Origin of the sequence: Sphaerisporangium sp. NPDC051017 (genome assembly GCF_040683095.1) — a bacterium.
Classification (GTDB): domain Bacteria; phylum Actinomycetota; class Actinomycetes; order Streptosporangiales; family Streptosporangiaceae; genus Sphaerisporangium.
The window spans coordinates 112,200-137,427 of record NZ_JBFBCI010000012.1 but is presented as its reverse complement, the minus strand read 5'-3'; the positions used below and the strand labels follow the sequence as shown (position 1 = coordinate 137,427).

21 protein-coding genes and 1 tRNA gene are annotated in these 25,228 nt (G+C 69.5%); 14 read left to right on the top strand and 8 right to left on the bottom strand.

Features of this window, described 5'->3' with window-relative positions; genetic code table 11:
- Positions 1-114: 114 nt before the first annotated feature.
- Positions 115-1,662 (bottom strand): plasmid pRiA4b ORF-3 family protein, encoded by a 1,548-nt coding sequence (locus AB0M95_RS13635; protein WP_363763258.1) that lies wholly within the window; start codon positions 1,660-1,662, stop codon positions 115-117.
- 257 nt (positions 1,663-1,919) lie between these two features.
- On the opposite strand from AB0M95_RS13635, the gene AB0M95_RS13630 reads away from it, so the two are divergent.
- The 3 genes from AB0M95_RS13630 (at position 1,920) to AB0M95_RS13620 (ending at position 5,584) form a co-directional block, all read left to right on the top strand.
- The gene (locus tag AB0M95_RS13630; RefSeq protein WP_363763255.1) at positions 1,920-3,119 is read left to right on the top strand and encodes an RNA ligase RtcB family protein; all 1,200 of its coding nucleotides are present in this window, start codon (positions 1,920-1,922) and stop codon (positions 3,117-3,119) included.
- Entirely contained in the window at positions 3,116-3,853 is a 738-nt protein-coding gene (prfH, locus tag AB0M95_RS13625; protein WP_363763252.1) for a peptide chain release factor H, read from the top strand. The genes AB0M95_RS13630 and prfH overlap by 4 nt, the downstream gene beginning before the upstream one ends.
- Before the next feature lie 309 nt (positions 3,854-4,162).
- Positions 4,163-5,584, top strand: coding sequence for an ATP-binding protein (locus AB0M95_RS13620; protein WP_363763249.1), 1,422 nt, complete (start codon positions 4,163-4,165; stop codon positions 5,582-5,584).
- A gap of 599 nt (positions 5,585-6,183) precedes the next feature.
- Here the strand turns inward: AB0M95_RS13620 and AB0M95_RS13615 are convergent.
- The 3 genes from AB0M95_RS13615 to AB0M95_RS13605 all read right to left on the bottom strand — a co-directional run bounded on the left by AB0M95_RS13615 (position 6,184) and on the right by AB0M95_RS13605 (position 8,726).
- Positions 6,184-6,257: transfer RNA gene (locus tag AB0M95_RS13615), tRNA-Arg, on the bottom strand.
- 587 nt (positions 6,258-6,844) lie between these two features.
- On the bottom strand, positions 6,845-7,450 hold the full coding sequence (locus AB0M95_RS13610; RefSeq protein ID WP_363763246.1) for a thermonuclease family protein: 606 nt from the start codon (positions 7,448-7,450) through the stop codon (positions 6,845-6,847).
- Positions 7,451-7,748: 298 nt separating this feature from the next.
- Positions 7,749-8,726, bottom strand: a complete 978-nt coding sequence (locus tag AB0M95_RS13605) for a Gfo/Idh/MocA family oxidoreductase (RefSeq protein ID WP_363763243.1) — start codon at positions 8,724-8,726, stop codon at positions 7,749-7,751.
- 221 nt (positions 8,727-8,947) lie between these two features.
- Between AB0M95_RS13605 and AB0M95_RS13600 the strand changes: the two genes are divergently transcribed.
- Both AB0M95_RS13600 and AB0M95_RS13595 read left to right on the top strand, forming a co-directional pair.
- Entirely contained in the window at positions 8,948-9,700 is a 753-nt protein-coding gene (locus AB0M95_RS13600) for an aminoglycoside phosphotransferase family protein (protein WP_363763240.1), read from the top strand.
- A 246-nt stretch (positions 9,701-9,946) separates the two neighbouring features.
- Positions 9,947-10,912: a cobalamin biosynthesis protein gene (locus AB0M95_RS13595; protein ID WP_363763237.1), complete on the top strand. Its 966-nt coding sequence runs from the start codon at positions 9,947-9,949 to the stop codon at positions 10,910-10,912.
- Positions 10,913-11,240: 328 nt separating this feature from the next.
- On the opposite strand, the gene AB0M95_RS13590 is transcribed toward AB0M95_RS13595, so the two are convergent.
- The gene (locus AB0M95_RS13590) at positions 11,241-11,912 is read right to left on the bottom strand and encodes an AAA family ATPase (protein ID WP_363763234.1); all 672 of its coding nucleotides are present in this window, start codon (positions 11,910-11,912) and stop codon (positions 11,241-11,243) included.
- A 68-nt stretch (positions 11,913-11,980) separates the two neighbouring features.
- Positions 11,981-12,835 (bottom strand): aminoglycoside phosphotransferase, encoded by an 855-nt coding sequence (locus AB0M95_RS13585; protein ID WP_363763231.1) that lies wholly within the window; start codon positions 12,833-12,835, stop codon positions 11,981-11,983.
- Between the two features lie 447 nt (positions 12,836-13,282).
- On the opposite strand from AB0M95_RS13585, the gene AB0M95_RS13580 reads away from it, so the two are divergent.
- The 7 genes from AB0M95_RS13580 (at position 13,283) to AB0M95_RS13550 (ending at position 19,668) form a co-directional block, all read left to right on the top strand.
- A complete protein-coding gene (locus AB0M95_RS13580) occupies positions 13,283-14,776 on the top strand; it encodes a cobyric acid synthase (RefSeq protein ID WP_363763306.1) in 1,494 nt (497 codons plus the stop codon).
- 123 nt (positions 14,777-14,899) lie between these two features.
- Complete coding sequence (locus AB0M95_RS13575) at positions 14,900-15,139, top strand: hypothetical protein (RefSeq protein WP_363763228.1); 240 nt, start codon at positions 14,900-14,902, stop codon at positions 15,137-15,139.
- A gap of 218 nt (positions 15,140-15,357) precedes the next feature.
- Positions 15,358-15,720, top strand: a complete 363-nt coding sequence (locus tag AB0M95_RS13570) for a DCC1-like thiol-disulfide oxidoreductase family protein (protein WP_363763225.1) — start codon at positions 15,358-15,360, stop codon at positions 15,718-15,720.
- A 325-nt stretch (positions 15,721-16,045) separates the two neighbouring features.
- A complete protein-coding gene (locus tag AB0M95_RS13565; RefSeq protein ID WP_363763222.1) occupies positions 16,046-16,951 on the top strand; it encodes an ABC transporter ATP-binding protein in 906 nt (301 codons plus the stop codon).
- Positions 16,932-17,732, top strand: a complete 801-nt coding sequence (locus AB0M95_RS13560) for an ABC transporter permease subunit (protein ID WP_363763219.1) — start codon at positions 16,932-16,934, stop codon at positions 17,730-17,732. Before AB0M95_RS13565 ends, AB0M95_RS13560 begins: the two co-directional genes overlap by 20 nt.
- Positions 17,732-18,796, top strand: a complete 1,065-nt coding sequence (locus AB0M95_RS13555) for a helix-turn-helix domain-containing protein (protein WP_363763216.1) — start codon at positions 17,732-17,734, stop codon at positions 18,794-18,796. Before AB0M95_RS13560 ends, AB0M95_RS13555 begins: the two co-directional genes overlap by 1 nt.
- A 113-nt stretch (positions 18,797-18,909) precedes the next feature.
- Positions 18,910-19,668: a hypothetical protein gene (locus AB0M95_RS13550; protein WP_363763213.1), complete on the top strand. Its 759-nt coding sequence runs from the start codon at positions 18,910-18,912 to the stop codon at positions 19,666-19,668.
- A 254-nt stretch (positions 19,669-19,922) separates the two neighbouring features.
- Here the strand turns inward: AB0M95_RS13550 and AB0M95_RS13545 are convergent, their stop codons facing one another.
- Positions 19,923-20,885 carry a quinone oxidoreductase gene (locus tag AB0M95_RS13545; RefSeq protein ID WP_363763210.1) on the bottom strand — a complete coding sequence of 321 codons (963 nt, stop codon included), beginning with the start codon at positions 20,883-20,885 and terminating at the stop codon, positions 19,923-19,925.
- Between the two features lie 248 nt (positions 20,886-21,133).
- Here AB0M95_RS13545 and AB0M95_RS13540 point away from each other — a divergent pair, with 248 nt between their 5' ends.
- The gene (locus AB0M95_RS13540; RefSeq protein ID WP_363763207.1) at positions 21,134-23,596 is read left to right on the top strand and encodes a GH1 family beta-glucosidase; all 2,463 of its coding nucleotides are present in this window, start codon (positions 21,134-21,136) and stop codon (positions 23,594-23,596) included.
- Between the two features lie 110 nt (positions 23,597-23,706).
- Positions 23,707-24,441, top strand: a complete 735-nt coding sequence (locus AB0M95_RS13535) for a Mut7-C RNAse domain-containing protein (RefSeq protein ID WP_363763204.1) — start codon at positions 23,707-23,709, stop codon at positions 24,439-24,441.
- Here the strand turns inward: AB0M95_RS13535 and AB0M95_RS13530 are convergent.
- The gene (locus AB0M95_RS13530) at positions 24,419-24,928 is read right to left on the bottom strand and encodes an ATP-binding protein (protein WP_363763303.1); all 510 of its coding nucleotides are present in this window, start codon (positions 24,926-24,928) and stop codon (positions 24,419-24,421) included. The genes AB0M95_RS13535 and AB0M95_RS13530 overlap by 23 nt on opposite strands.
- Positions 24,929-25,228: the final 300 nt, after the last annotated feature.

Below are 25,228 nucleotides of genomic sequence, written 5' to 3'. Positions count from 1 at the left end.
ACCTCCTGAATTCGGTGATCGAGCAGACGGGCGACGAACTCGTGCGGACCCGAGCGCAAGAGGCGTTGCAGGGCCTACCGGAAGCCTGAGCCGAGCGTCTGGGTCAGTGCCTCGTCACTCGTCATCGCCCTCACCCGCCAGAGTCCGTCTTGCCAGCGCCCGATTGATGGCATCCCGGTCGAAGGGCACCGGCTCTTCGGGGTACTCCGGGTTGTAGTCCTCGATCGGGTTGTCGCCGCGGCCGCCCACACAGACCGGGGCAGCGAGTTCCTCGGCGACCACCCTCTCCAGGAGAATCTCGTGCTCCCAGCAATCACCGAGATCGTAGGTGTACCGCAGCACCGATCGAGGTGCGGGCAGCACCCGGTTCAACCGGCATAGGTCTTCATCCCCGCACTCCTCCAACGGCCGGAAGGGGTCGCTGAAGCGGCGCTTGCCGACCCTGAACACATGTAGGTGGTCATCCGACCAGCCGAACAGCCTCCGGATGATCTGGTGCAGATCACCCAGCGAGTAGTTCTCCGGAACCAGGACCCGTCGCCACACCCCGGCGACGGAGATCTTCAGCTGGTAGCCAGGAATCGCCGGTGCCGTCCGTGGCAGGACGGCCAGGAGCCGACCCGCTTCTGGGTGCCTGCTGCCCCCGACTCCTTCATGGAGGTCGCCGCCCATCATGTCCAGCAGGACATACCGAGCGTCAATCACCCCATAGCGATCAAGCGCCGCAAGCGCGTAGTCGACCGCCCGCCACGCCCGATCCCCTTCAATCTCCGCATCCAGCCACCAGCGGGCATGCGGCCCCAGCAGAGGCAGGTCATGCACCGCCTGCCACAACACCTCGGCATCACCGCGCTCAGCCATGGCCTCGACAACACTAAGCCGTCCGGCAGGGGCCGCCTCAGCCGCGGCCCGCAACAGTTCGGGGAGCCGATCAGACACCCTGCGTGAGCCCGGTTCGGGATCCTCGATCCGCCACCGCCACAGCAGGTCCGGCACCTCCTCCGGCGGGGCGGTAGCGATCCGGTGCAGTACCTCCGCCGCGCTCAGGTCCGCGGTGATCGGCAGCGGCAACCGTTCCGCCAGCTCTTTGCGAGCGTGTTCGCCCAACTCCGTGACCATCAACCGGTCGTCGACCGCACCAAGTGCGACCAGGATCGTCAGCAGGTGGTCGACGGGATGCCGGTCGGCCAGCCTGATGAAGCGCCAGTCCCAATCACCACGCTGCCGCATCTCATGCTCCACCGCCTCGCGCAGCGCCTGGCCCAGCGGCCGTGCCTCCTCCGCCAACAGGTCCAGCGTGACCAGGCAGCAGATCCGCGGGTCCACCTCGCAGGGGTCAGTGACCTGCGCTGCGACCACCTGCTCCAAGGCCGCATACCAGGCGTCAGCGCCAGGCGCCGACGCGGGTTCGGCCCGTACGGCACGCGAGCCCTCGATCGTGACCAACCCTGCCGCCACCGCGGTCAGCCAAGCCCGCTGCACCTCCGGCACATCGCTGAGGCGTCGGACCTTGGCCGGACACGCCACCCCGAGCGCCAGTGCGGCGTCGGGCACCAGCGCCGGTTTGATCGCCATCGATGGCGTGACCGCCCGTCCGGCCCCTACCCAGGAGGCCAGGGCGTGGGCGGCTGTGAACGCAGGGCTCTTGGCGACGGAGGGCATGGCGGCGAGCTTATCGCCTCGCCGATCTCAAGGTGCGGACCGCGGAACACCCCGCAGCGCGTCGCACGTCGTTGAGTGAGGGCGCGTACAGACATACAGGCCCGCACGGCCGAAAACCGATTGCCTCGCATGGCGGGCTCAGGGAAATGTGGCATCCATGATGCGCTGACGGACAGCACCCGCTACTCCAAGATGCCACGGCGCCGACTCGCGCCGTAATGCCACCCACCCAGACCTGTTCAGCAAAGAGAGCATCTTTGTCCCAGCAACACTCCCGGCAGGAGCTCCTGCCACCGTCCACCCCGGCCACTGGGTCGGCCGGCGTCACCGTGTTCGCCTCCCCCACAAGCTGGATCGAGTCCGATGCCGTCGCGCAGTGCCACCAGGTGGCCGCCCTCGACGGCATGGTGCACGTCGCCGCCATGCCGGACCTGCACCCCGGCAAGGGCGCCCCCATCGGCGCGGCCATGGCGTCGACCATCTTGTACCCGTTCCTGGTGGGTTCCGACATTGGCTGCGGCATCGCGGTGTTCCCCGTCAAGCTCAAGCGCGCCATACCCGAGAAGCTCGCCGCCCGGTTCCCCGATCTCGATCGCGCACTCGACCCCGAGCAGGATGCCGACGATCCCGCCTGGGCCGCTGTGAAGGGCGACATTCCTGCGGGCCACGTCGAGGGTCTCGGGACGGTCGGCCGGGGCAACCACTTCGTCGAGTTGGCGCGAATCGGGACCGTCTTCGAGCCGGACCACGCGAGCCGTCTCGAACTCGCCGCCGGCGACCTCGTTCTCATCGTCCACAGCGGTTCCCGAGGACTGGGCGAGCGAATCCTGAGGGCACACACCGAGGTCCACGGCGCGGGCCCCGCCCCTGATCCCGGCGCCTACCTGGCCATGCATGACGACGCCGTACGCTGGGGATCACTCAACCGGCGGCTGCTGGCCGCCCGGGTCGCCCACGCGCTGGGGACCGAACCCACCGAGCCGATCGTCGACCAGTGCCACAACCTGGTCGAGATCCGCGACGGGATCTACCTGCACCGCAAGGGGGCGGCGCCGGGTGACGGCCGCGACGTGCTCATCGCCGGTACGCGAGGCACCCCTTCCTACCTCGTGGCCGCCCACGCCGGGCCGCACGCCAACCACTCCGTGGCGCACGGCGCGGGCCGCAAGATGTCGCGCGCGGACGCCCTGCGCCGGGGCCGGGCCAAGCACACGGTCGAAGAGCTGCGCCGCACACCGATGGGATCACTGGTGGTGTGCGGCGACCGCCAGCTCCTCTTCGAGGAGGCGCCAACGGCCTACAAGCGCATCGAGCAAGTCATCGCCGACCTCGTCGACCATGACCTGGCCACGCCCGTGGCCACCACCATCCCGCTGGTCACCTACAAGACGCCCGACCTCGGGTCCACGCCCCAAGGGGACCACCGGGACCACCGCCGCAAGCGAGGCCGGCCGTGAGCGTCCACCTGCTCCTGTCGGCCGGGCGCGGCCCGCAGGAGTGTGCCTGGGCCTTGGCCCAGCTGCTGCGCCGCCTGGAAGCCGACGCCACCCGGCAGAACCTGGACACCCACCGGATCCACAACGTTCCCGGTGACCGGCCTGGCACCTACCGATCGGTCCTGATCCGAATCACCGGAGCCGGCGCCGAGACGTTCGCCGCCTCGTGGACCGGAACCCTGTGCTGGCAAGCCTCCAGCCCATACCGGACCAGCGCCGGCCGAAAGAACTGGTACGTCATCGCCCAACCGTGCCAGGTCGACACCCCGCGCACGACGTTCGCGGAAGCAGACGTCGACATCGTCGCCTGCCGCACCGGCGGCCCCGGCGGTCAACATCGAAACAAGGCCAGCACGGCGGTACGGGCGACCCACCGGCCCACGGGGATCGTCGTCGTGGTCGACACCGAGCGGCAGTTCAGCCTCAACCGCCGCATCGCCATGCGGCTGCTGCGACAGCGCATCGAGCACGGCGACGAGGCGGCAGAGCGCGCCGTCACCACCGCCCGCTGGCGCATTCACGACGAGCTCGTACGCGGCAACCCCACCCGCATCGAACGTCCGGCAACGTCGAATCAGGACCTGGCCCCGCAGAAGCAGACGCGCCGACGATGGCGGCAGTCGACGCGACCCCACCCACCGCAGGAGGAGACTCTCGTCCGGCAACGGCCGCCGGGGAGAGAACGACCTGCCTGAGGTACGCCGATCATGCGGGTTCGCCCGAAAGACTGATCGCGCGTCGGAAGATGTTCGGTGCATTGGTCGACGAGCATTCCTGGGCCACGTGGCTCATCCGGCGAACGACCAGGTCATGCCTTACGTGACGAGTTTGAAGCGGTATGGGCCCCCACTCGACCCGCCCTACCTCGAAGCCTGGCGCCACCTACGGGACGCCGAACGCGTTTCACCCTCTCCCGCATCCACAGCGTCACGCCCGGGCAGGGGTAAGACAGTATCGATAGCGATAGTATCTCTATTGATACTGTCGGCTACGGGGGTGTGCCCATGCGTCGTTTCATCGGGCGGGAGCGGGAGCTGAACGTGCTCCGCAACGCCTTCCAAGCAGTTCACGATGCCGCCGGGTCGGCCAGACCAGGTCAATGCATCCTCATGCGGGGAAGGCGGCGGGTCGGCAAGTCGAGCCTCGTTGAGGAGTTCCTCCGGCGCACAGAGACGCCGAACCTCTTCTTCACCGCGGCGGGCGGCACGGCGGAGGACGAACTGACGGAGCTGCTCGATGCCGTCGCCAGATCCACGCTGCCGGAGCGAGGACTGTTCTCGGAGGAGACCCCGGAGCAGTGGAATGCGGCATTCAGGCTGCTTGCGGACATCCTGCCCGATGGCAGCCCGAGCGTGGTCGTCATCGATGAGGTTCCGTATCTCATGGACCGCATCGACGCCTTCGAGGGCATGCTCCAGCGGGCATGGGACCGCCTACTCAGCCGCAAGCCGGTACTTCTCCTCCTGGTCGGATCCGACCTGTCGATGATGGAGGCGCTGAACAGCTACGACCGCCCCTTCCATCAGCGGGGCCGGGAAATGGTCGTGGGGCCGCTGAACCCGGCCGACATCGGCGAGATGCTCGGCCTTCCGCCGGCGGCCGCCTTCGACGCAGCCCTGATCACGGGCGGTCTCCCGCTGATCTGCGCGGAGTGGCAGGCCGGAGCGGACGTCTGGGAGTTCCTCCGCGACTCGCTGGACAACCCCATCTCGGCGCTGCTGGTCTCCGCCGAGCGCTCACTGGCCGCGGAGTTTCCACCGCAGGCGATGAGCAGGGAAGTCCTCCGGGCCATTGGATCCGGGGAGCGCACCTTTACCAACATCGCGCGCGCCGCCGGCGGCATCGCCCACACCACTCTCACTCGAGCTACGGATGTCCTGACCGAGAAACGGGTGGTGGCAGCCGAGTTGCCATTCTCACTGCGGCCGTCGAAGGAACGCCGCTACCGTGTGGCCGATCCTTACCTGCGGTTCTGGCTCGCGTTTCTGGATCCGCACATGGCGGAGATCGAGCGGATGCGGGGAGATCTCACTCTGAGCCGGATCAAGGAGCAGTGGACGAGCTGGCGGGGCCGCGCGATCGAGCCCCTCGTCCGGGAATCCCTCGCCCGCCTCCTGCCGGACGGGCTCCTGCCCGCCACCCCGGCGATCGGCGGGTACTGGACCCGTAGCAATGACGTCGAAATCGACTTGGTGGGTGCCGACCGGCAACCGGTGGCCAAGCAGTTGCTCTTCCTCGGCTCGATCAAGTGGCTGGAGAATTCCGCGTTCGACGGCCACGACCTGGCCGCGCTGCAGAAGCACCGGGCGGCGATCACCGACGAGCCGGTACCGCTCGTGGCGGTCTGCCGCAACGGGACCAGCTGTTCCGGGCTCCAGGCGGCGTACGGCCCCGAGGAACTGCTCAGCGCCTGGCGCAGGGTGTGAGCATGGGCAGGGCTCCTGTGGTTGCAGTTCTGGTTGCATTCACCTCCGTCCGGCGCGATCCGAGCGGAGAGAGCCCGAATGCTCAGCTGCAGGTCAGGTCGCCCACGGCCGGTAGCGCTTCAAAACTGGTCGCATAGGGTCTGACCTGGCGCGTCACGGTCGCGGATGCGGATGAAGAAGCGGAACGAGGGGACCCGGTCACCGAGGTCCATGATCTCGCCCTCACCGCCTGATCACGAATAAGCCACCAGGGTCACTCTGGGGTACCGGCGCCGGACATCGCTGAGCGGGCCGGACACAGTATGGACGTGCTGCTCCGGGTGTACGCGAAGTGCATCGACGGGCAGCGCGACATGGCGAACAAGCGGACAGCCGAGGCGCTGTCGGCGTGAAGACGATCTACCACCGGAGGGTCGCGGTCATCCCGTGGCCCTCCGATTTTGTGCCTCTGAGCTGGGAAAACGGCCTCGGATCCATCCCGCGTACATCCCGTGGTCACCGACTAGGGGCTGCTTCTGGTGGCATTCGGCTGCTGCTGGTGTCACTCGCCGATCAACGTAAAAGACCAGGTCAGGCGGTGGGTGGCCTGGTCTGGCGGGCGCGCCCTGCAGGATTCGAACCTGCGACCGTCGGATTAGAAGTCCGGTGCTCTGTCCAGCTGAGCTAAGGGCGCTCTCGGACAATTGTGCCTGATGCTGGGGTGTCTGCGTACCGCTCGGGGGTGAGTCGACTGGGGCATGTGATCTCGTGACACCAGATGGGAGGTGAGAGGGTGGTTGGGGCATGCGCGAAAGGGGGATAGCGGAGGGCAAGCAGCAGACCCCTCCGCCGGATGCGACGAGTTTGCCGCGATGGCCTGCCCTACGCTGCGGTCGAGATGTACACGCGCCATCGTCTCTTTTGAGCGTGACCCCGGGGTTGAGCGTGACCCGGGCGGGGCCCGCCCTAGTCTCCAGGGGCGCACTGAGCGCGTCGCCCCACTGCGCGACGATCTGCACGTGCCGGGAGAGGTTCTGTGGGACCGGGGTCGCCCTGCCACCAGGTGCCAGGGCAGCGGTGGCAGGCAGGGGGAGCCGGGCGCGTAGTCCGGGTGACGGCGCGGCGGTGAACCGATTCAGGCGGGGAGAATTAGAAGTCCGGTGCTCTATCCGGCTGAGCTGAGGGTGCTCTTGGACGGTGCGCAGGTGGTTGGAAGGGTCAGGCGGTCGGGACACGGTGTAGCGGCCACCTCGTCGGAGGAGGCCGCTTTGTGCCCGAGAGCTACCTTTCGCAGACGATGCCGTCGCCGTCGCGGTCCCGGTACCAGTAGTACTCGGGGTCGCGGTCGCGGTAGTACGGTCCGTAGCCGTTCCTGTTGGCTTCCGCGCAGGTGCTGAACCGGGGGTCGTTCCCGGACGGTGGGTCGGACTGCGAAGGCGTCGGCTTGGGAGTGGGTTTCGGCGTCGGGGTCGGCTTGGGGGTCGGCTTGGGGGTGGGCTTGAGAGTCGGGCGGGAACCGCTGTCGCAGCGGCCTGACCAGATGCGCAGCCGTGCGGCCTTGGCTGCGGCCTGGTCGTCAAGCAACTCCTTGATGTACGCGGCGTTCGCCCCCACCTGGACCGCCCTGGCGTACCCGTATCGGACCAGATTGCGGTTCACGAACACCCCGGCGCTGTTCCAGGCGTAGAAGAGGTAGCGGCCGGCGGAGTCCCGCGCGGTCTTGTCGCGAAGCAGCTTGACGGTCTTCCCGGCGGCGAGCAGCGTCGCTGTGCGCGTGGTCGCGGCAGCCGCCCAGCACTGGCCCTTGTCCGGGGCGTTCACATCCAGCAGGCGGACACGGAGCGTCTTTCCCTTGTAGGCGACGTCTACGGTGTCCCCATCGACCACCTTACTCACCTTCGCGGCGATGGCCCCTTGGGGAACGGGGGCGGCGTCGGCGGGTAAGGAGGGAACGACAAGGCCGCCGGCCAACAGGGTTCCGGCGGCTAAGAGGCGGGTGCGCAAGGAGGCTCCTCTTGTGAGTGAAGTGACGCAAGGGGAGACGGGAAGTGGAGTCCACGGGTTGTCGTCGTGTCCGGATCCGGACACCCCACGCTGACGAACGCACAGGGCGACCAGGAACATGCAGGGCGATCAGCCGGGGATGGGACGCCTGCCGTTGAGAGGAATCGGGCGGGCATTCGGGTCAGAGGATGCCGCGGAGGGGGAGGCCGGCCTTTTCGTAGATTGCGTCGATTACGGACATGTTGGCGATGGCGTCTTCGGGTGGGGTGAGGGGTGTGGTGCCGTTGTGGATGGCCGTGCGGAAGGCGCGGAGCTGGTAGGCGTACGTCGGCTCGCCCGGCACGCGTTCGCGGCGGCGGACGCCGTCGACCGTCACGGTGAGGCGGTGGAAGTAGTGCGGGGCGACGAAGTTGGTGATGTGCAGCGTGCCGTACTCGCCCTCCACCCGCGCGGCGATCTTGAGCAGGTGCCCGCCGGACCACATCGAGGCGTTGATACGGCCCGTGGCGCCCGTCGGGAAGCGCAGGTCGGCGGCCATGGCGCGGTCGACGCCGGGGGATCGCAGCAGGGCGGCGGCGGAGACCACAGACGGTTCGCCGGGCCCGAGGGCGCGCAGGCAGTGGACGGCGTAGCAGCCCGCGTCCATGAGCGCCCCGCCGCCGAGCTCCAGGGAGTACCGGATGTCGGAGAAGCGGGGGAGCGGGAAGCACATCCAGGTCTCGACGTGCCGGACCTCGCCCAGCTCGGTGTGCACGATCTCCAGAGCGCGTTCCATCAGCGGGTGGTAGCGGTAGTGGAACGCCTCCATGACGACGAGACGGGAACGCCGTGCGGCCTCCGCCACGCTGGTCGCCTCGTCGGCGTTGGAGGTGAAGGGCTTCTCGCACAGGACGTGCTTGCCCGCCTCGATCGCGCGCAGCGTCCACGCCGCGTGCAGGGCGTTCGGCAGCGGGTTGTAGATCGCGTCGATCGAGGGGTCGGAGATGAGGGCCTCGTACGACCGGTGGACAACGGGGATGCGGTGCTTCGCGGCGAACCGTTCCGCACGGGAGCGGTCACGCGCGGCGACGGCCACGACGTCCACTCCGGGGATGGACCGGGCGGGCCTGACGAGCGCGGTGGGGGTGATGCGTGCCGCGCCGAGAGTGCCGATACGCATGATCAAATCATGCCAGAGGGTGTCGGGTGGTTGGCGCGGGGGAGTGCGGCCAACCGCCGGCTTCGGCGTTGTTCCGGGTTCGGGTGCTCGGGGGCGCTTGGGCTTCTGGGAAAGTGCTGGGGTTTTGGGGAAGCCTCCCGTGGATCGTGGGGGCGCGACTAAACTGTTACGTCATGTTCGTCAGCGCGGCCTTTCCTGAAATATCGCTGGATGGCGGTGATGTGACGGAGGGAGTCGTCCGCGTCGGCGACACGGTGCGCCGGCCGATGCGTCCGTACAGCCTCTCCGTTCACGCGTTGCTCCGCCACTTGGAAGCGGTGGGTTTCGACGGCGCGCCGCGGGCGCTCGGGGTCGACGAGCGTGGCAGGGAGATCCTGTCGTACGTCCCCGGCCGGGCGGCGATGTTCCCGCTGGCCCCGCACGTCATGACCGACGAGACGCTGGCCGCGCTGGCCCGGCTCGTGAGGCGCTTTCATGACGCGGTCGCCGGGTTCGTCCCGCCCGCTGGCGCCGTCTGGGAGGGTGGCTCGTGGGACGACGCCGAGCCCGAGCTGGTGGGTCATTGCGACATCACCCCTCAAAACGTGATTTTTCGCGACAACGTGCCCTGTGCGCTCATCGACTTCGACACGGCCCGCCCGACGACCCGGCTGTTCGACATCGTCACGACCCTGCGCCACTGGGTGCCGATCGCCGACCCCGTCGACCGGGAGCCCGCGCAGCGGATGTGCGACGTCGGCGCGCGGATCCGCCTCTTCTGCGACGCTTACGGCCTGTCCGCGCGCGAGCGTCGCCGGCTGCTCGACCTGACCAGGCTGCGCTTCGACCGTTCGTACGTCGCCATGCGCACGCGGGCGCTGGAGGACGGTGGCGGCTGGGCACGCATGTGGGAGGACGGCGCGGGCGAGCGCATCCGCAGAGCCGCCGCGTGGCTCGACGACAACTGGGACGAGTTGGACGCCCACCTGCATTAGCCGATTCACCGGCACTCCTGGACAATCTCGAATTCGGTGGGTCGTGGAGCCGGAGTCGTGGTCCATCATGCGTCTGGGATGTCCGGAAACCGGGAGTGGGGTCGAGTGAAGCGGGCGGGTACGAGGCCGGCGTACGAGAGCGGGCAGGCGTCGCGTGCGGGGCGGGAGATGGCGGCACGCGGGACGCGGGCCCCGGGAACGGCGGCTCAGAGAACGGCGGCGGGGGGAACGCTAGGGCAGGGGACAGTGGGGCGGGCGCGGGCTCTTGGGCTGGCCGCCGGGGTCGTCCTGGATTCGGTCTTCGCCGATCCGCGCAACTCGGCGCATCCCGTGGCGCTGTTCGGCCGTGCGGCCGGTCTGCTGGAGCGCCGCTTGTACGGACGATCGCGTGCGCGAGGTGCCGTGTACGTCGCCGCGTGCGTCGGTTCGGCGGCGGCCTTGGGGGTGGTGGCCGAGCGGCTCACCCGGCGCAGTCCTGCGGCTCGTACGGCCGTCACCGCCGTCGCCACCTGGGCGGTGCTGGGCGGGACGAGCCTGGGCCGTGAGGGGGCGTACATGTCGGCCGCGCTCGAACGAGGGGACGTGACGGCGGCGCGGGCGCGGCTGCCGCACCTGTGCGGGCGGGATCCGTCGGCTTTGTCCTCGGGGGAGCTGGCGCGGGCGACGGTGGAGTCCATCGCGGAGAACACCTCGGACGCCGTGGTCGCGCCGCTGGTCTGGGGCGCGGTGGCGGGCGTGCCGGGGCTGCTGGCGTACCGGGCGGTCAACACCCTGGACGCGATGGTCGGCCACCGGTCGGCGCGGTACGAGACGTTCGGCTGGGCCGCGGCGCGACTGGACGACGTGGCGAACTTCGTGCCCGCGCGGATCACCGGCGTTCTGGCGTCGCTGCTCGCCCCTCTCGTCGGCGGGTCGTCCCGGCAGGCGGCGGCCGTACTGCGCAGGGACGGTCACCGGCATCCGAGCCCCAACTCCGGCCGGTGCGAGGCGGCGTTCGCGGGGGCGCTCGGCGTGCGGCTGGGAGGTCGTAACGACTATGGCGGCAGGATCGAGCACCGGCCCGAGATGGGCGACGGCGACCCGCCCGCGGTGACGGATATTTCGCGATCTGTACGCCTGGCGCGCGCCGTGAACCTCGCGGCCGCCGCGCTCGCCTCCGCCGGGGCCTGGGCCGTACACAGGCGGCGGCGCTCGAATACCTCGCAGTGGTAAACATCCAAGAGAACAGTTAAGACGTCCAACAGATGCCGCAGAGGATCAGCTCGCGGATCATGCGGATCATTGCCGACGGCAGGGGTCTGGAAGGCAAGAACCCGAAAACTACCGTGTCGCCGCTCGCGAGGCGACGACCGAGCCTCCGGCCTGGCTGAGCGACATCATCCTCAAGGTCATGTCGCTCTGTCCTGAAGCCCTGAAGGTGCGTTGACAGCACAGGCCCGGGGCTGTCCTGCCGTCGCTGGCCGGAACGAGAGGGGTGGGCAACTCTCCGTGGGCGCATCCGCCCCTCTCTGGCTGATCGGCAGGAACGGAGCAGGGAGCCTCACTCAATCGAGCCCGGCGATGTCTCATCCAGGACGTGATGCAGATAGAAGTTCGGTTTAACGAGGAAGCGTCGCCAGTGGTCGACCAGTTCGAGCCGGTCCCAATCGGTGGGGCGGACGCCGTGGTCGCCGAGTTCCAGGATCTGCGCCCCGGGGAGACCGGCGAGAATCGGCGAATGGGTCGCGCAGATGATCTGCCCGCCTTGAGCCGCAACCTGGTCCATAAGCCCGACCAAGCGCAGGCACGAGTGGAATGACAGGGCGGCTTCGGGCTCGTCCATCAAATACAGGCCGGGGCCGGACACCATTCGGTCCAGCACGGTGAAGAATCCTTCCCCGTGGGACTGCTCGGTGAGGTCCTCCTCCCAGAAGCCGTATCGGCCGGAAACATTCCGTCCGAGGTTGAAGAGTGTCTCGGCGCGGAAGAAGAACGCCCGCCGTTTGAGGCGGGGACCGCGGATGAGCCGCAGCCCCTTGACCGTCAACTCGGCGTCGAGGATCTCTCCGAGAGGGGTGGCGGCGCCGGTGCTGGCGTACCGGGTGCCGGCCTTGCCGCCTTCCGCGTTGATGCCGCACACGTCCGCGATCGCCTCGACGATCGTCGACTTCCCCGAGCCGTTCTCCCCGACAAGGAAGGTCACCGGGGCGGTCAGGTCCACACCACGGGTCAAGCCTCTGACGGCCGGAAGGGAGAACGGCCACCGTGACGTCGGCTGGGCAGGTGCGGACAGCCGGCTGATCAGCACGATCCGAGTCTCTCGACGGCGGCAAGGAGCCGCATGGCGTGCTCGCGAACCGGCGTCTGCAGTTCGGGGTAGTCACCGAGGCGCTCAGCGCGATCGAGAATGTGGGCGGCGGCGGACAACTGGGCCAGACGACCGGTTGGGGTGTTCAAGAGATCGGCGAAGACCTCGTGTACCCGCGCGGCCGTGTCGGGAACGAGAAGGCTGTGGCAGTACAGGAGCGCCGCGCCGTAGCCGGCGGGAGCGACTCCCCAGTACTCCCAATCCAGCAGCCACAGCCTGGGCTGGGTGAGGTTGGCCCAGTGCAGGTCGGTGTGCTCGGTTCTCAAGGCCGGAACGAGCGGGCGGAGCGGCCGACCGTAATAGTCCTCCACCCCGCGGACGAACGAACCTGGGTCATGACAGCCTCGGTCGGTCCGCTGCACGGCGAGCGTGTCGAGCGCCTGGCGCAGCCCAGCCCACCAAACACCGGGAAGCGTCAGCGGCACGGTGAGTTCGGGGGTGGACGAGCATGGGGTGTCGGGCACGTGCGTCATCAACTCGCCGTACAGGCGGACCGGCGGTTCGTCCCATTCGACGCGGGACACGACCTCGGGCCTGGGAACACCGGTGATCCGGTTCGCATCCTGATTCCCGGTCCAGGCGTCACCACCGGCCCATTCGCGGTGTTCCGCCGTGGCGCGCAACCAGAATCGGCCACCTTGAGCGTCAAGGGCGGCCGACCCGATTGTGCGGTCGTGCCAGCCGAACACCGCTTCCCCGGTCAAGGACACCTGAAGCCGAGTGGCGCCTTCCGCCAGGATTCGGTGGAGAAAGGCCCTCTGCCTGTGATCATGGCGGCGGTCGGTCATGTCAGTCATCACTTGGTAGGACGGCACTTGTTCGGCTCACAGTTCCTTACCGGGTCGCAGGTCTGATCCTTCGGCGCGCACGGCCCACAGGAGTAGTTCGGCGCGCAGTTGTCGACCGGGCGGCAGTTGTTCTGCGGCTTGCAGGACGGGCTGCAGTCCGGACTGCACGGATCGGGCTTGCACGGCCTGGCCAGTCTTCGTGCGGCGAATCGCTCACGTAGATCCCGGGCGATCCCAATGAAGTTCTCCCCGGTGAGGATATCCGCCAGAGACGTCTCCAGGATGTTTCCCACCGGCAACCACCGAGATGAGGTGCGGCCGAGTGGCGCCCGCCGCCCCACCGAGTCGCACCCTCCGAGTCGGCGCGGCTGTTCGTCGTGGGTTGTGGCCGTATGCGGGATTGGGGGATTCCGGGGGGTCTGGCATCTTTGGGGGGTGCCTACAGGGATGTTGCTCGTGGCGGGGACCACCTCGGACGCGGGGAAGAGCGTCGTCACGGCGGGGATCTGCCGCTGGCTGGCGCGCCAGGGCGTGCGCGTGGCGCCGTTCAAGGCCCAGAACATGTCGCTCAACTCGTACGTGACCGCCGACGGCGCCGAGATCGGGCGTGCCCAGGTCGCCCAGGCGCAGGCGGCGAGGGTGGAGCCGGTCGCGGACATGAACCCGATCCTGCTCAAGCCGGGCAGCGACCGGCGCAGCCAGGTCGTCGTGCTCGGCAGGCCGCTCGCCGAGGTGGACGCCATGGAGTACGGCGCCTACAAGGACCGCCTCAGAGCGGTCGCGCTGGAGTCCCTGGAGCGGCTGCGCGCGTCGTACGACGTGGTGGTGTGCGAGGGCGCGGGCAGCCCGGCGGAGATCAACCTGCGCCGGGGGGACATCGCCAACATGGGCCTCGCCCGAGCGGCGGGAATGCCGGTGGTCGTCGTGGGGGACATCGACCGCGGCGGGGTGTTCGCCTCGCTGTACGGAACGCTGGCGTTGCTGGAGGCAGAAGATCAGGCACTCATCAGCGGCTTTCTGATCAACAAGTTCCGGGGCGCGCGCGAGCTGCTCGACCCCGGCCTGGACACGCTGTACAAGCTCACCGGGCGTCCGGTGTACGGCGTGCTGCCGTGGCTGGACGGGCTCTGGATGGACCTGGAGGACTCGCTCGCCCTCGACTCCCGGCGCGGCACGCTCCCGGAGAACGCGGGCGCCGGGCAGAGCCTTCGCGTCGCGGTGGTGCGGTATCCGAGGATCTCCAACTTCACCGACGTGGACGCGCTCGCCGCCGAGCCAGGGGTCGTGCTCCGCTTCGTCTCCTCGGCCGCCGGAGCCGGGGAGATCCGCGAGGCCGACCTGGTCGTCCTGCCCGGTTCGCGGGCCACCGTCTCCGACCTGGACTGGCTTCGCCGCACAGGCCTGGCCGCCGCGCTGCTGGAGCGGCGCGGCCCGATTCTCGGCATCTGCGGCGGCTACCAGATGCTCGCGCGGTCGATCCGCGACGAGGTCGAGTCCGGCGCCGGGACGGTGGACGGGCTCGGGCTGCTACCGGCTACCGTCGAGTTCGCCCGCGAGAAGACACTCGCGCGGCCGGTCGGCGAGGCGTACGGGCACCGGGTGGAGGCGTACGAGATCCACCATGGGGTGGTCACCATTGACCGCGAGGCGGAGCCTTTCCTGGACGGGTGCCAGGTGGGCGCCGTCTGGGGCACCACCTGGCACGGGGCGCTGGAAAACGACGGCTTCCGCCGTGCCTTCCTCGCCGACGTCGCCGCCGTCGCGGGCCGCGAATTCGTCCCCGCGCCCGGCGTCTCGTTCGCGGCGCTGCGGGAGGAGCACCTCGACGCGCTCGGCGACATGATCGAGCGGCACGTGGACACCGCCGCGCTGCTGTCCCTGATCGAGAACGGCGCGCCACCCAGCCTCCCCGCCCTCCCTCCCGGCGCCCGCACAATGTAGTCCGCCCCGGCTTGGGGGGAGGCGTCGAACGTGATAACGCAACAAAGCCACTGGCATGGGTCGATCAGCTATAACGTCTCGCCATGTTTCTTGGCGTGTGGAAGCCGTCGAGGAGTCAATCGAATGGAAGGTCGCTCCGAAGAAGAAAAGCCCACCAGCTCGAAGATTCCGGTTGAAGTTACTTTTCTGGTGCTCTTCGTGGACTATATTAGAAATAATCCATACAGTTGGATTAGATGGCTGATCGCAGCACCTCCGGCAGCTTACTATGTGGTAGAGATCGTCCGGCGTATGGTCCGTTATTTTGGCAGTAAATTGCGCCAAAATAAAGATAGAGGCAGTGAGTCCCCTGAGCGATCTTGATGGCGGTCGGCTCGAACAGCGTGCTGCCGAACCCCCTGCGTTGGACTGGATGAGCGACACGCGGCGCGCGAGCCGTTCCCGGGGGACGTGAAGTGGCCTGGCATGTGGGCGGCGGTCGAGACGCGGGCGTGGCCTTACCGCCGCCAGGGGCGTCCGGGCCGTGCTCCGTGGGTGCCGGTCGCCGGGGCGGGCGCCAGGGCCTATGGGAGAATCGTGCCGTGCTGGTCTACGACGGGGACTGTGGGTTCTGCCAGCGGTGCGTGGACTTCGGTCGCGCGCACCTGCCCGCGATGCCTCCCGTGAGCCGCTGGCAGGATCTCGACCTCGTCGAGCACGGTCTGACCCGTGAGCAGGTCACCGAGTCGGTTCAGCTCCTCGGCCCGGATGGGCTGCGCGCCTCGGGTGCCCGTGCTGTCGCCGTGGTGCTGGCCGTGCAACCCCGGATCGGCTGGCGTGCCCTCGGCCGCCTCATGCTCGTACCTCCGGTCGACTGGATCGCCGAGGCCGTTTACCGGGTGGTGGCGCGCAACCGGCACCGCCTCCCTGGGAGTACCGGCGCCTGCTCGGTCGCCCGCCGCTGAGAGCCGCCCGCGCACGACGGTCGCCTCGCGCACGACGGATCGTCCCCTGCATGACCGCCGTCCCCGCGCAAGGCGGCGGGCTCTTCGCATGAGGATCGTCCCGCACATGATGGGACCGCGCGCGTGAGGGCCGCCCTGCACAGACACGCCCTGCACAGATAGTGGTCACTACGCACATGAGGCGACCCCGCGTGTGAGCGCAGCCCCGCGCGGTGAGCGCGCATGTGCGTACGAGGGCGTTGCCGGATTCGGGAAAGGAAGCGTCCCCGAACTGTCCAGGTGTGGTCCTGTCGGGGACGTGCCCGCGCACGCCACCATTCCTCCCATGACAGCAGTGGTGGAGACCGAAGGACTGACCAAGTTCTACGGTAAGCGCCGGGGCCTGGAGGATCTCAGCCTCCAGATTCGTCCCGGCGAGGTTTTCGGGTACCTCGGCCCGAACGGGGCGGGAAAGACGACCACGATCAGGATGCTCCTGGACGTGATCCGTCCCACCCGGGGTGTGGTCCGCGTGTTCGGCGCGTCACCGCGCGACGCGTCCGTCCGCCGCAGGATCGGTTATCTCCCCGGCGAGCTGGCCCTGGAGGGACGCGAGAAGGCGGGCGAGTACCTGCGGTTCCTGGCGAGCGTGCGGGGCGGCGTCGCGGCGGGTCGCATCGAGGGGCTGGCCGAGCGGCTGGAGGCCGACCTGTCGGTCACGATGGGCCGGCTCTCGAAGGGCAACAAGCAGAAGATCGGCCTGATCCAGGCGTTCATGCACGAGCCCGAGCTGCTCGTCCTCGACGAGCCGACCAGTGGCCTGGACCCGCTCGTCCAGCAGGAGTTCCTGGCGATGGTCCGCGAGGCGCGCGCGGCGGGCGGGACGGTGCTCATGTCGTCGCACGTCCTCGCGGAGGTCGAGCACGTGTCCGACCGCGTGGGCATCGTCAGGGCCGGGCGGCTGGTCGCGGTGGAGGACGTCGTCGCGCTGCGCGAGAAGGCCGTGCGGCGGGTCGAGTTCCACTTCGACGCGCCCGTGCCGGAGGAGGCGTTCCGCGACCTGCCGGGCGTGCGCGACCTGAAGGTCGAGGGCGCGAGCGTGAGCTGCACGATCGACGGCCGTCCCGACGCGCTGATCAAGGCGGCGGCGCGGTTCACCGTCGTCCACATGGTGTCGGCCGAGCCCGACCTCGAAGAGATCTTCCTTACCTACTACAGCGAGGACGTGCACCATGCCCGTGTTGGTGCGTAAGGCGCTGCGCGAGTACCAGCGCGCGATCATCGGCTGGACGGTCGGCATCTGCGCGTTCGCCGGGTTGTACATCTCGTTCTTCCCGCAGATGGTCGCGAATCCGGACTTCTACAACCAGGCCGCGCTGGCGAAGTACCCCGACGGCGTCCGCAAGCTCATGGGCGGGCTGGAGAACATCTCCACCGGTGTCGGGTTCCTCCAGGCGGTCGTCTACCAGCTCTTCATCCCGCTGCTGTTCACCATGTGCGCAGTGATCCTCGGCACCAAGGCCATCGCCGGGCCGGAGGAGTCCAGGACGCTGGAACTCACCCTCACCCTCCCCGTGGACCGCAAGCGGCTCGTGCTGGAACGGTTCGCCGCGCTCGCCGCCGGCCTGCTCGCGGTCGCCGTGCTCTCGCTCGCCGTGATCGCCGTCCTCGGCTCCCTGGTGGACCTGAACGTGCCCTTCGGGCGGATACTGGCGGCGCACACCGGCCTGTACCTGCTTGTTCTCTTCTTCGGTACACTCTCGCTGGCCGTCGGGGCGGCGACCGGGCGCAGGGCGCTCGCGATGGCGGTCGCCGGCGCGTACGCGGTGGCGGGGTACGTCGTGCAGGCGCTCGCCCGGGACGTCGAGGCGATGAACTGGCTCAGCCACCTGTCGCCGTTCCACTACTACATGGAGGGAAACCCGCTGGTCAACGGCTTCCAGGTCGGCGACTGCCTCGTCCTGCTCGCCGCCACGGCCGTGCTCGCCATGACCGCTGTCCTTTCGTTCGACCGGCGTGATGTAGGGGTGTGATGGACGTTCTCGCTCACGTGAGCGAGGCCACCGGGGTGCCCGCCGACCTGCTCGGCGGGTATCTTCCGGTCCTCACGGCCGCCGCCGCGACCGGCCGCCTGCCCGATCGCGACACCGTCGATGGCCTGCGCGCGCTGGGCGCCGCGGCGGCCGAGCGGGGCGTCCCTGTGCGTGCGCTCGCCGACGCCTGCCTGCTGGCCCGCGAACTGGACGCGCCCCCCGCCGAGGCCCAGGTGCTCGCCGCCGTGCGCCGGGCGCTGGCCGCGTACCACGACGGGTACGAGGAGGCGCAGCACCAGGCCATCCGGCGCGAGGACGAGGCCCGGCGCGAGTTCATCGGCGACCTGTTACAGGGACGGGCCGACCGGCTGGCAGAGCGCGCCGAGCACTTCGGTCTGCGGTTGGCGGAGGGGTACGTCGTCGCGGTGGCCAAGGACGTCGCGCCCGTGAGCGACGGCGACCCGATCGTCCGGCGCGTCGAGGAGGCGCTGGTCACCCGGTTCGGCTCGCACAACATCCTCGTGGCCGCGCGGGACGGCCTGCTGGTGTGCGTCGCGCCGGCCACGCTCACCGCCGCGACCGGCGAGTTCACCCACCACGTGCGGGGCAGCCTCGGCCAGGGCTGGCGCGTGGGCGTCGGCCGCCCGCACCGCGGGCCCGGAGGCGTGGTGACGTCGTTTCGCGAGGCCGGCGACGCGATCAGCCTGGGGGAGCGGCTCGGCCTGCGTCCTCAGGTGCTCAAGGCCGCAGACCTGCTGGTCTTCCCGGTGCTGCTGCGCGACCGCGCCGCGATCGAGGATCTCGTCACGAGCGTGCTCGACCCGTTGCGCGAGGCGCGCGGCGGGCCCGAACCGCTGCTGGAGACCCTCGAAGCGGTGTTCGGCGCGCAGGGCAACCAGACGGCGGCCGCCCGCAGGCTGGGCATCAGCACCCGCGCGGTCACCTACCGCCTGGAGCGCATCCGCCGCCTCACCGGCTTCTCCCCGGACGACCAGACCCAGCGCTTCACCCTGGAGACGGCCGTTCTCGGCGCCCGCCTCCTGGACTGGCCGGCACGGGATTGAATCGCTGAATCCCGTCTTTGTGGTCCTGTCGAAAAAACGGCGTTTGTCCTACTATACGGAGCGTGATCACCACCCGTGGGCTGGTTTACAGGTCGATCGGGACCTTTATCGGGATGGGCGGACTCGCTTGCTGCCTGACCCTGCTCTTCCTCGAATTCCGCGCCCTGATGACCATGGGCGGGGCGTGCTTCGACCGGATCGCGGGGTGTCCCCAAGACGCCGTGTGGATCATGCCGGTGTCCATTCTGGGGGGCGCGGCGGCGCTCGGCGTGTACGCCCTCGGCCGGCTTCCCGTCGGTCCGAGCCTGAGCCTGCTCGTCTGGCCCGCCCTGTTTCTGAGCCTCGGGTGGGGGTTCCTGGAGGCCGCGCTGGCCGGGCCCGGCTTCATGTGGGGCTTTTTGATCTGCGCTGTCCTGTTCGCGCTCATAGGGGGAGGGCCGCTGCTCATCCTCGACAGGGAGGCGTTGCGCAAGGTCTTCCTCGGACCGGAGCCCGCGCCCGTTCCGGGGGCTTCGGGGCCGAGCGGGGGGAATGTGCGCTGGACGATGTCGGTGGTGCTCCCGGGGCAGAACGACCTGCCGCGTGACGCCGTGGACCTGGACGACCCCCCGCAGGACCGTCCGACGTACCCGCCCCAGAACCGCCCGACATATCCCCCGCAGGGCCGTCGTCCGAAGTACCCGCCGCAGGATCGGCCCGCGTACCCGCCGCAGGGCCGCTCCTCGTACCCCCAGGACGCGCCGTCGTCCGACGCGGTTCCCGACGACCTCGTCGGCCGGCTCGAACGGCTGGCGAGCCTGCACCAGTCCGGCAGGCTGGACGACGACGAGTACGCCGCCGCCAAGGCCCGCCTGCTGAACGGCTCCCGATGACCCCGCCGCGCAGGCGTCCCGGTCCCGACGACGAGAAGGCACGATGAAGAACTGGAAGGCGTTGCGCGCCTGGTCGATCGCGCTGCACGTGATCGCGATCGTGGTGGGCGTCTACCTGGGCGTCCTGTTCTTCGGCCTCGCCACGACACCGGGCTGAGCCCGACGTCGAGGTGAGCCCGACACCGGGCTGAGCCTACGCCGGGCTGAGCTCGACACGGGGGAGAGGCCCACCGCGGCCCGCGATGAGAACGCCCCTACGGGATCAGCAGCAGCTTGCCCGTCGTACGGCGGCCTTCCAGGTCGTCGTGCGCCTGCTTGGCCTCGGCGAGCGGGTACCGGCGGGAGATGTGCACGTCGACCGCCCCCGACTCGACCCAGCCGAGAACGTCCCCGGCCCGCGCGAGCAGTTCCTCCCGCGTGGTGGTGTAGTGCGCCAGCGTGGGCCGGGTCAGGAACAGCGACCCGCCCTGGTTCAACCGCTGCGGGTCGAACGGCGGCACCGGCCCGCTCGCAGCCCCGTACAGCGCCATCATGCCGCGCAGCCCGAGCGAGGCCAGGCTGCCGTCGAAGGTCGCCGCGCCGACGCCGTCGTAGACCACGCGCACGCCGCGTCCGCCGGTCAGTTCGCGCACCGCGTCGGGGAAGCCCTCGTAGCCGATGACGTCGTCGGCCCCCGCCTCCTTGGCGAGCTTCCGCTTCTCGTCGCTGGAGGTCGTGCCGATGACGCGGCCGCCGCGCAGCTTCGCCATCTGCGTGAGCAGCAGCCCCATACCGCCCGCCGCCGCGTGGACCAGCACGTCGTCCCCGGGCTGCACGGCGTGTACCGAGTGCGTGAGGTAGTGCGCGGTCAGTCCCTGGAGCAGGGAGGCGGCGGCGGACTCGAACGACAGGCCGCCGGGGAGCGGGATCGTCTTGGCGGCCGGGATGACCGCCTTCTCCGCGTACGACCCGATGACGTTCACCCAGCCCACGCGGTCGCCCACCGCGACGTCGGTGACGTCCGGGCCGACGGCCGAGACGGTGCCCGCGCCTTCCGAGCCGGGCACGAACGGCGCCGGGAGCGGGTAGCGACCCTCGCGGTGGTAGACGTCGATGTAGTTGACGCCGATCGCCGTCTCGTCGACGAGCACTTCACCGGGCCCCGGGACCGGGTCCGGCGTCTCGGTGTAGACGAGGGTGTCGGACCCCCCGGGGGTCGTGACCACGATGGCGTGCATGGCGGCGGCTCCTTCGGCGCGGACGGTCTGTTGATCGTCCCCAACCTAACGCGGGCTACTCCTTGTTCCCCGTTCCTCGCCTTGTTTGCCCAAACATTGATTGGTTCCTAGGGTCATGTCCACTGCGCGGGCATAGTCCGAGCCGTGATTAAGTGTTCGAATCGGTGCTGGTACGGGCCGCCGCACCGTTGCTACATCACCGCTTCACCATGGCTTCACCATGAGGGGAACAGACGGGAGGTCATGCGATGACCGCGACGACCATCGCGAACCGGGGACAGACGCTGGCCTTCCCCGCCGGGTTCGTCTGGGGGTCCGCCACCGCCGCCTACCAGGTGGAGGGCGCCGCCCGAGAGGACGGGCGCGGCGACTCGATCTGGGACACCTTCTGCCGCAGACCCGGCGCGATCGCCGGCGGCCACACCGGCGAGACGGCGTGCGACCACTACCACCGGTACGCCGAGGACGTCCGCCTGATGAAGGCGCTCGGCCTCGCCGCCTACCGGTTCTCTGTCGCCTGGCCCCGCGTCCAGCCCGACGGCTCCGGCCCGATCAACCCCGCCGGGCTCGACTTCTACGAGCGGCTCGTCGATGAACTGCTCGCGGCGGGCATCGCGCCGTACGCGACGCTCTACCACTGGGACCTGCCCCAGGCCCTGGAGGACCGCGGCGGCTGGACCGCCCGCGACACCGCCTACCGGTTCGCCGAGTACACCGCGGCCGTCCACGACCGGCTCGGCGACCGCGTGAGCACGTGGATGACCGTCAACGAGCCCTGGGTGTCGGCGTTCCTCGGGTACGGGATGGGCGTGCACGCCCCGGGACTGACCTCGTCGGTGGACGCCTTCCGCGCCTCCCACCACCTGCTCCTCGCGCACGGCCTCGGCGTCCAGGCGCTGCGCGCCGGGGGAGCCCGCGAGATCGCGCTCACACTCAACCTCGCCCCCGTGATGACGCCCGCCCAGGTGAACGACCCCGGTCTCGTGCTGTCCCCGGCGGACGCCGAGGCGGTGGGCCGCGTCGACTGCCTGATCAACCGGCAGTTCCTCGACCCGGCCCTGCGCGGGGCGTACCCGGAGCAGCTGCTGAAGATCGTCGACCGGATCGCCGGGCTGGGCCACATCCACGACGGCGACCTCGCCGCGATCCACCAGCCGATCGACCTGCTCGGCATCAACTACTACACCCCGTGCGTGGTGAGGTCCGGGCCCGGCCTGCCCGCCAACCCGGCGTACCCGGGCACCGAGGACATCGAGTTCACCGGCGCCTACGCCCCCACCACCGCGATGGGCTGGCCCATCGTCCCCACCGGCCTGTCCGAGCTGCTCGTCCGCCTGTCGCACGACTACCCCGAGGTCGGGCTCCTCGTCACCGAGAACGGCGCCGCCTTCGACGACACCGTGTCGGGAGACCGCGTCCATGACGCCGACCGCACCGCGTTCATCGAGGGCCACCTGCGGGCCGCGCACTCCGCCATCGAGGCCGGCGCCGACCTGCGCGGGTACCTCGTCTGGTCGTTGCTGGACAACTTCGAGTGGGCCGAGGGGTACAACAAGCGCTTCGGCATCGTCCACGTCGACTTCGGCAGCCAGCGCCGCCTGCTCAAGGACAGCGCGCTGTGGTACCGCGAGGTCGTCCAGCGCAACGGCCTGCGCAAGGAGCGTCCACGCCGGCCCACCCTGGAGGAGGTCGCCGCCCGCGCCGGGGTGTCCCGGTCGACGGTCTCGCGCGTCATCAACGGGCAGGGGACGGTCAGCGGAGAGGTCCGCGAGACGGTCATGCACGCCGTGAACGAGCTCGGCTACGTGCCGAACTCGGCGGCCCGCAGCCTGGTCACCCGGCGCACCGACACGATCGCCCTGGTCGTCCCCGGCACCCAGGCGACCGGCGAGGACCCGCTGTTCTCCTCCGTCGTCCGCGCGGCCGCCCACGCGCTGGAGGAGGCCGGCAAGCAGGTCACCCTCATGCTGGCCGGGTCGCCGATGAGCCGCCGGCGCGTCGAGCAGTACGTCTCCGCGGGCCACGTGGACGGCGTCGTGCTCGTCTCCAACCGCGCCACCGACCACCTGCCGGGCGTGCTGTCCCGCACCGACACCCCGGTCGTGTCGCTCGGACGGCCCGCCGGGGCGGCCGCGCTGCCCTACGCCGCGGGCTCCGCCGCCCTGCCGTACTCCAGGCCCGTGGGCGGCGCGCTCTCGTACGTCGACGCCGACAACGCCGGCGGCGCGGTGGCGGCCGTCGAGCACCTGCTCGCGCGGGGACGGCGCCGGGTCGCGATGATCTGCGGCCCCGTTGACAGCGTCGCCGCGCAGGACCGCCTGCAGGGGTACCGCGACGCGCTGCGCCGTGACGACCGCCGCTCGATCGTCGCCGTGGGCGACTACAGCCGGATGTCCGGCATCGAGGCGATGCGCCAGCTCCTGGAGGACGACCCCGCCCTGGACGCCGTGTTCGCCGCCGGAGACCTGATGGCGTTGGGCGCCCTGACCGTCCTGTACGAGTCCGGCCGCCGGGTCCCGGAAGACGTCGCCGTGGTCGGCTTCGGCGACATCGAGGCCGCCCGCTACGCCATCCCCCCGCTCACGACGGTCCACGCCCCCACCTCCGACCAGGCCCTGGCCGCCGTCCGCCTCCTACTCCGCCAAATAGACGGTGGCCCGGTCTCATCGGTCATCCTCCCCACCGAAGTAGTGATCCGCCGCTCGTCCTAGCAGCCAACGGAAGGCCGACGTTCACCGTGAGCCCACCCACAAGGCTCGCCGCCGTCCCAGTCTCGGGGGCTTTGTGCTCGGTGAGCTCGGTTGCGGAGCATGCTGGATGGATGGGTGCCATCAGTGCGGAACTGTGCTTGCGGGTCGAGGCCGGGTTGTGGTTGTTACTGGCTCCTCGGGATCGCCGTGACGAGCTGCGGGTTCCCTATGACGGCGTCTCGTCGCTGGGGCACGTCGTGGAGTCGGTCGGTGTGCCGTTGCCGGAGGTCGGCTCGCTTCTGGCCGACGGCAGGGGCGTCACGCCCGCGTACCACCCCCGGGACGGCGAGGTGGTGGATGTGCGCGAGATGCCGCGCCCGCAGCCGGTCCCGACCTTACGCTTTCTGCTGGACGTGCATCTGGGGACGCTGGCCCGGCGGCTCCGGCTCGTCGGGGTGGACACCGCCTACGAGAACGATCTGGATGACGACACGCTGATCGAGCGCGCCAACGCCGAGCGGCGCGTGCTCCTCACGCAGGATCGTGGCCTGCTGCGTCGCAGGATGCTGTGGCTGGGGGCGTACGTCCGGGGAGCCAGACCCGAGGAGCAGTTCGACGACGTGCTCGGCCGCTTCGCGCCCCCGCTCGCGCCCTGGACCAGGTGCACGGCCTGCAACGGTCTCCTGGTTCCCGCGGGTAAGGACGAGGTCGAGACCGGGCTACGCCCAGGAACGCGCCGCAGCTACGACACCTTCGCCCGCTGCCGCACCTGCGACCAGGTGTACTGGCGAGGCGCCCACGCGAGCCGCCTGCAGTCGATCGTGGAGCGCGCAGAGCACGTGGTCATGACGGCCATCGCCGAATGAACTCGGAGCGGACTCCGATCACTCTGCTCCATGGTGCTGTTACGTGATGGTTGGTTCGAGTCGGTGATGTCGTCCTTTGGGGCTCCGCCGCCACGTACCAAGGGGGTGGGTACGGACGGCGGAGGATCATGGGCGTTACTGAATGACGGGCTCGGCGAGGTCGCATTCGAGCCAGACGATCTTGCCGGTAGGACGTGGTTGTACGCCCCACCGGGTGGCTAGCGCATCGATGAGGAAGAGGCCGCGTCCGTGGTCTTCGAGTAGCCGGTCCGGGAGGTTGCGGCCGGACAGTGCGATTTCGGCGGGTAGAGCGAGCAACTGGCGGATGTCTGTCACCGTCTTCGATCTCGATGCGGATGCACGTGTCGGCACGGGATACGCGCACCGGCAGCGTCGAGCCATGGGCGGCGTGAGTGATCGCGTTGCTCACCGCCTCGCTGAGGCAGAGGATCAAATCGTCGATGAGATGCTCCAGGCCCCAGCTCATGATCAGCTTGCGTACGGCGTCGCGTGCCTGGTGAACGCCTTCCGGCCGGGCGGGGATCGTGAGGTGGACGGTTTCCGGCTCAGTCATGGCAGATGTGCCGGCGAGTCGGTCCAGTGAGTCCCGGACGGAGGCGGTTCGCAGTCATCCGGCCTTGCTGTGCGTAGTGAGATTTCGGCGTTCGTCTCGGCTTCATCGGCGCTCCTCGTGGTGATGCCGACGTCTGCGCGGTGACAGTCGGTTCCTGTTGCTTGCTGTCTGTGACGACGATGCCATTCTGCAATCTCAAAATGGAATTGCGAG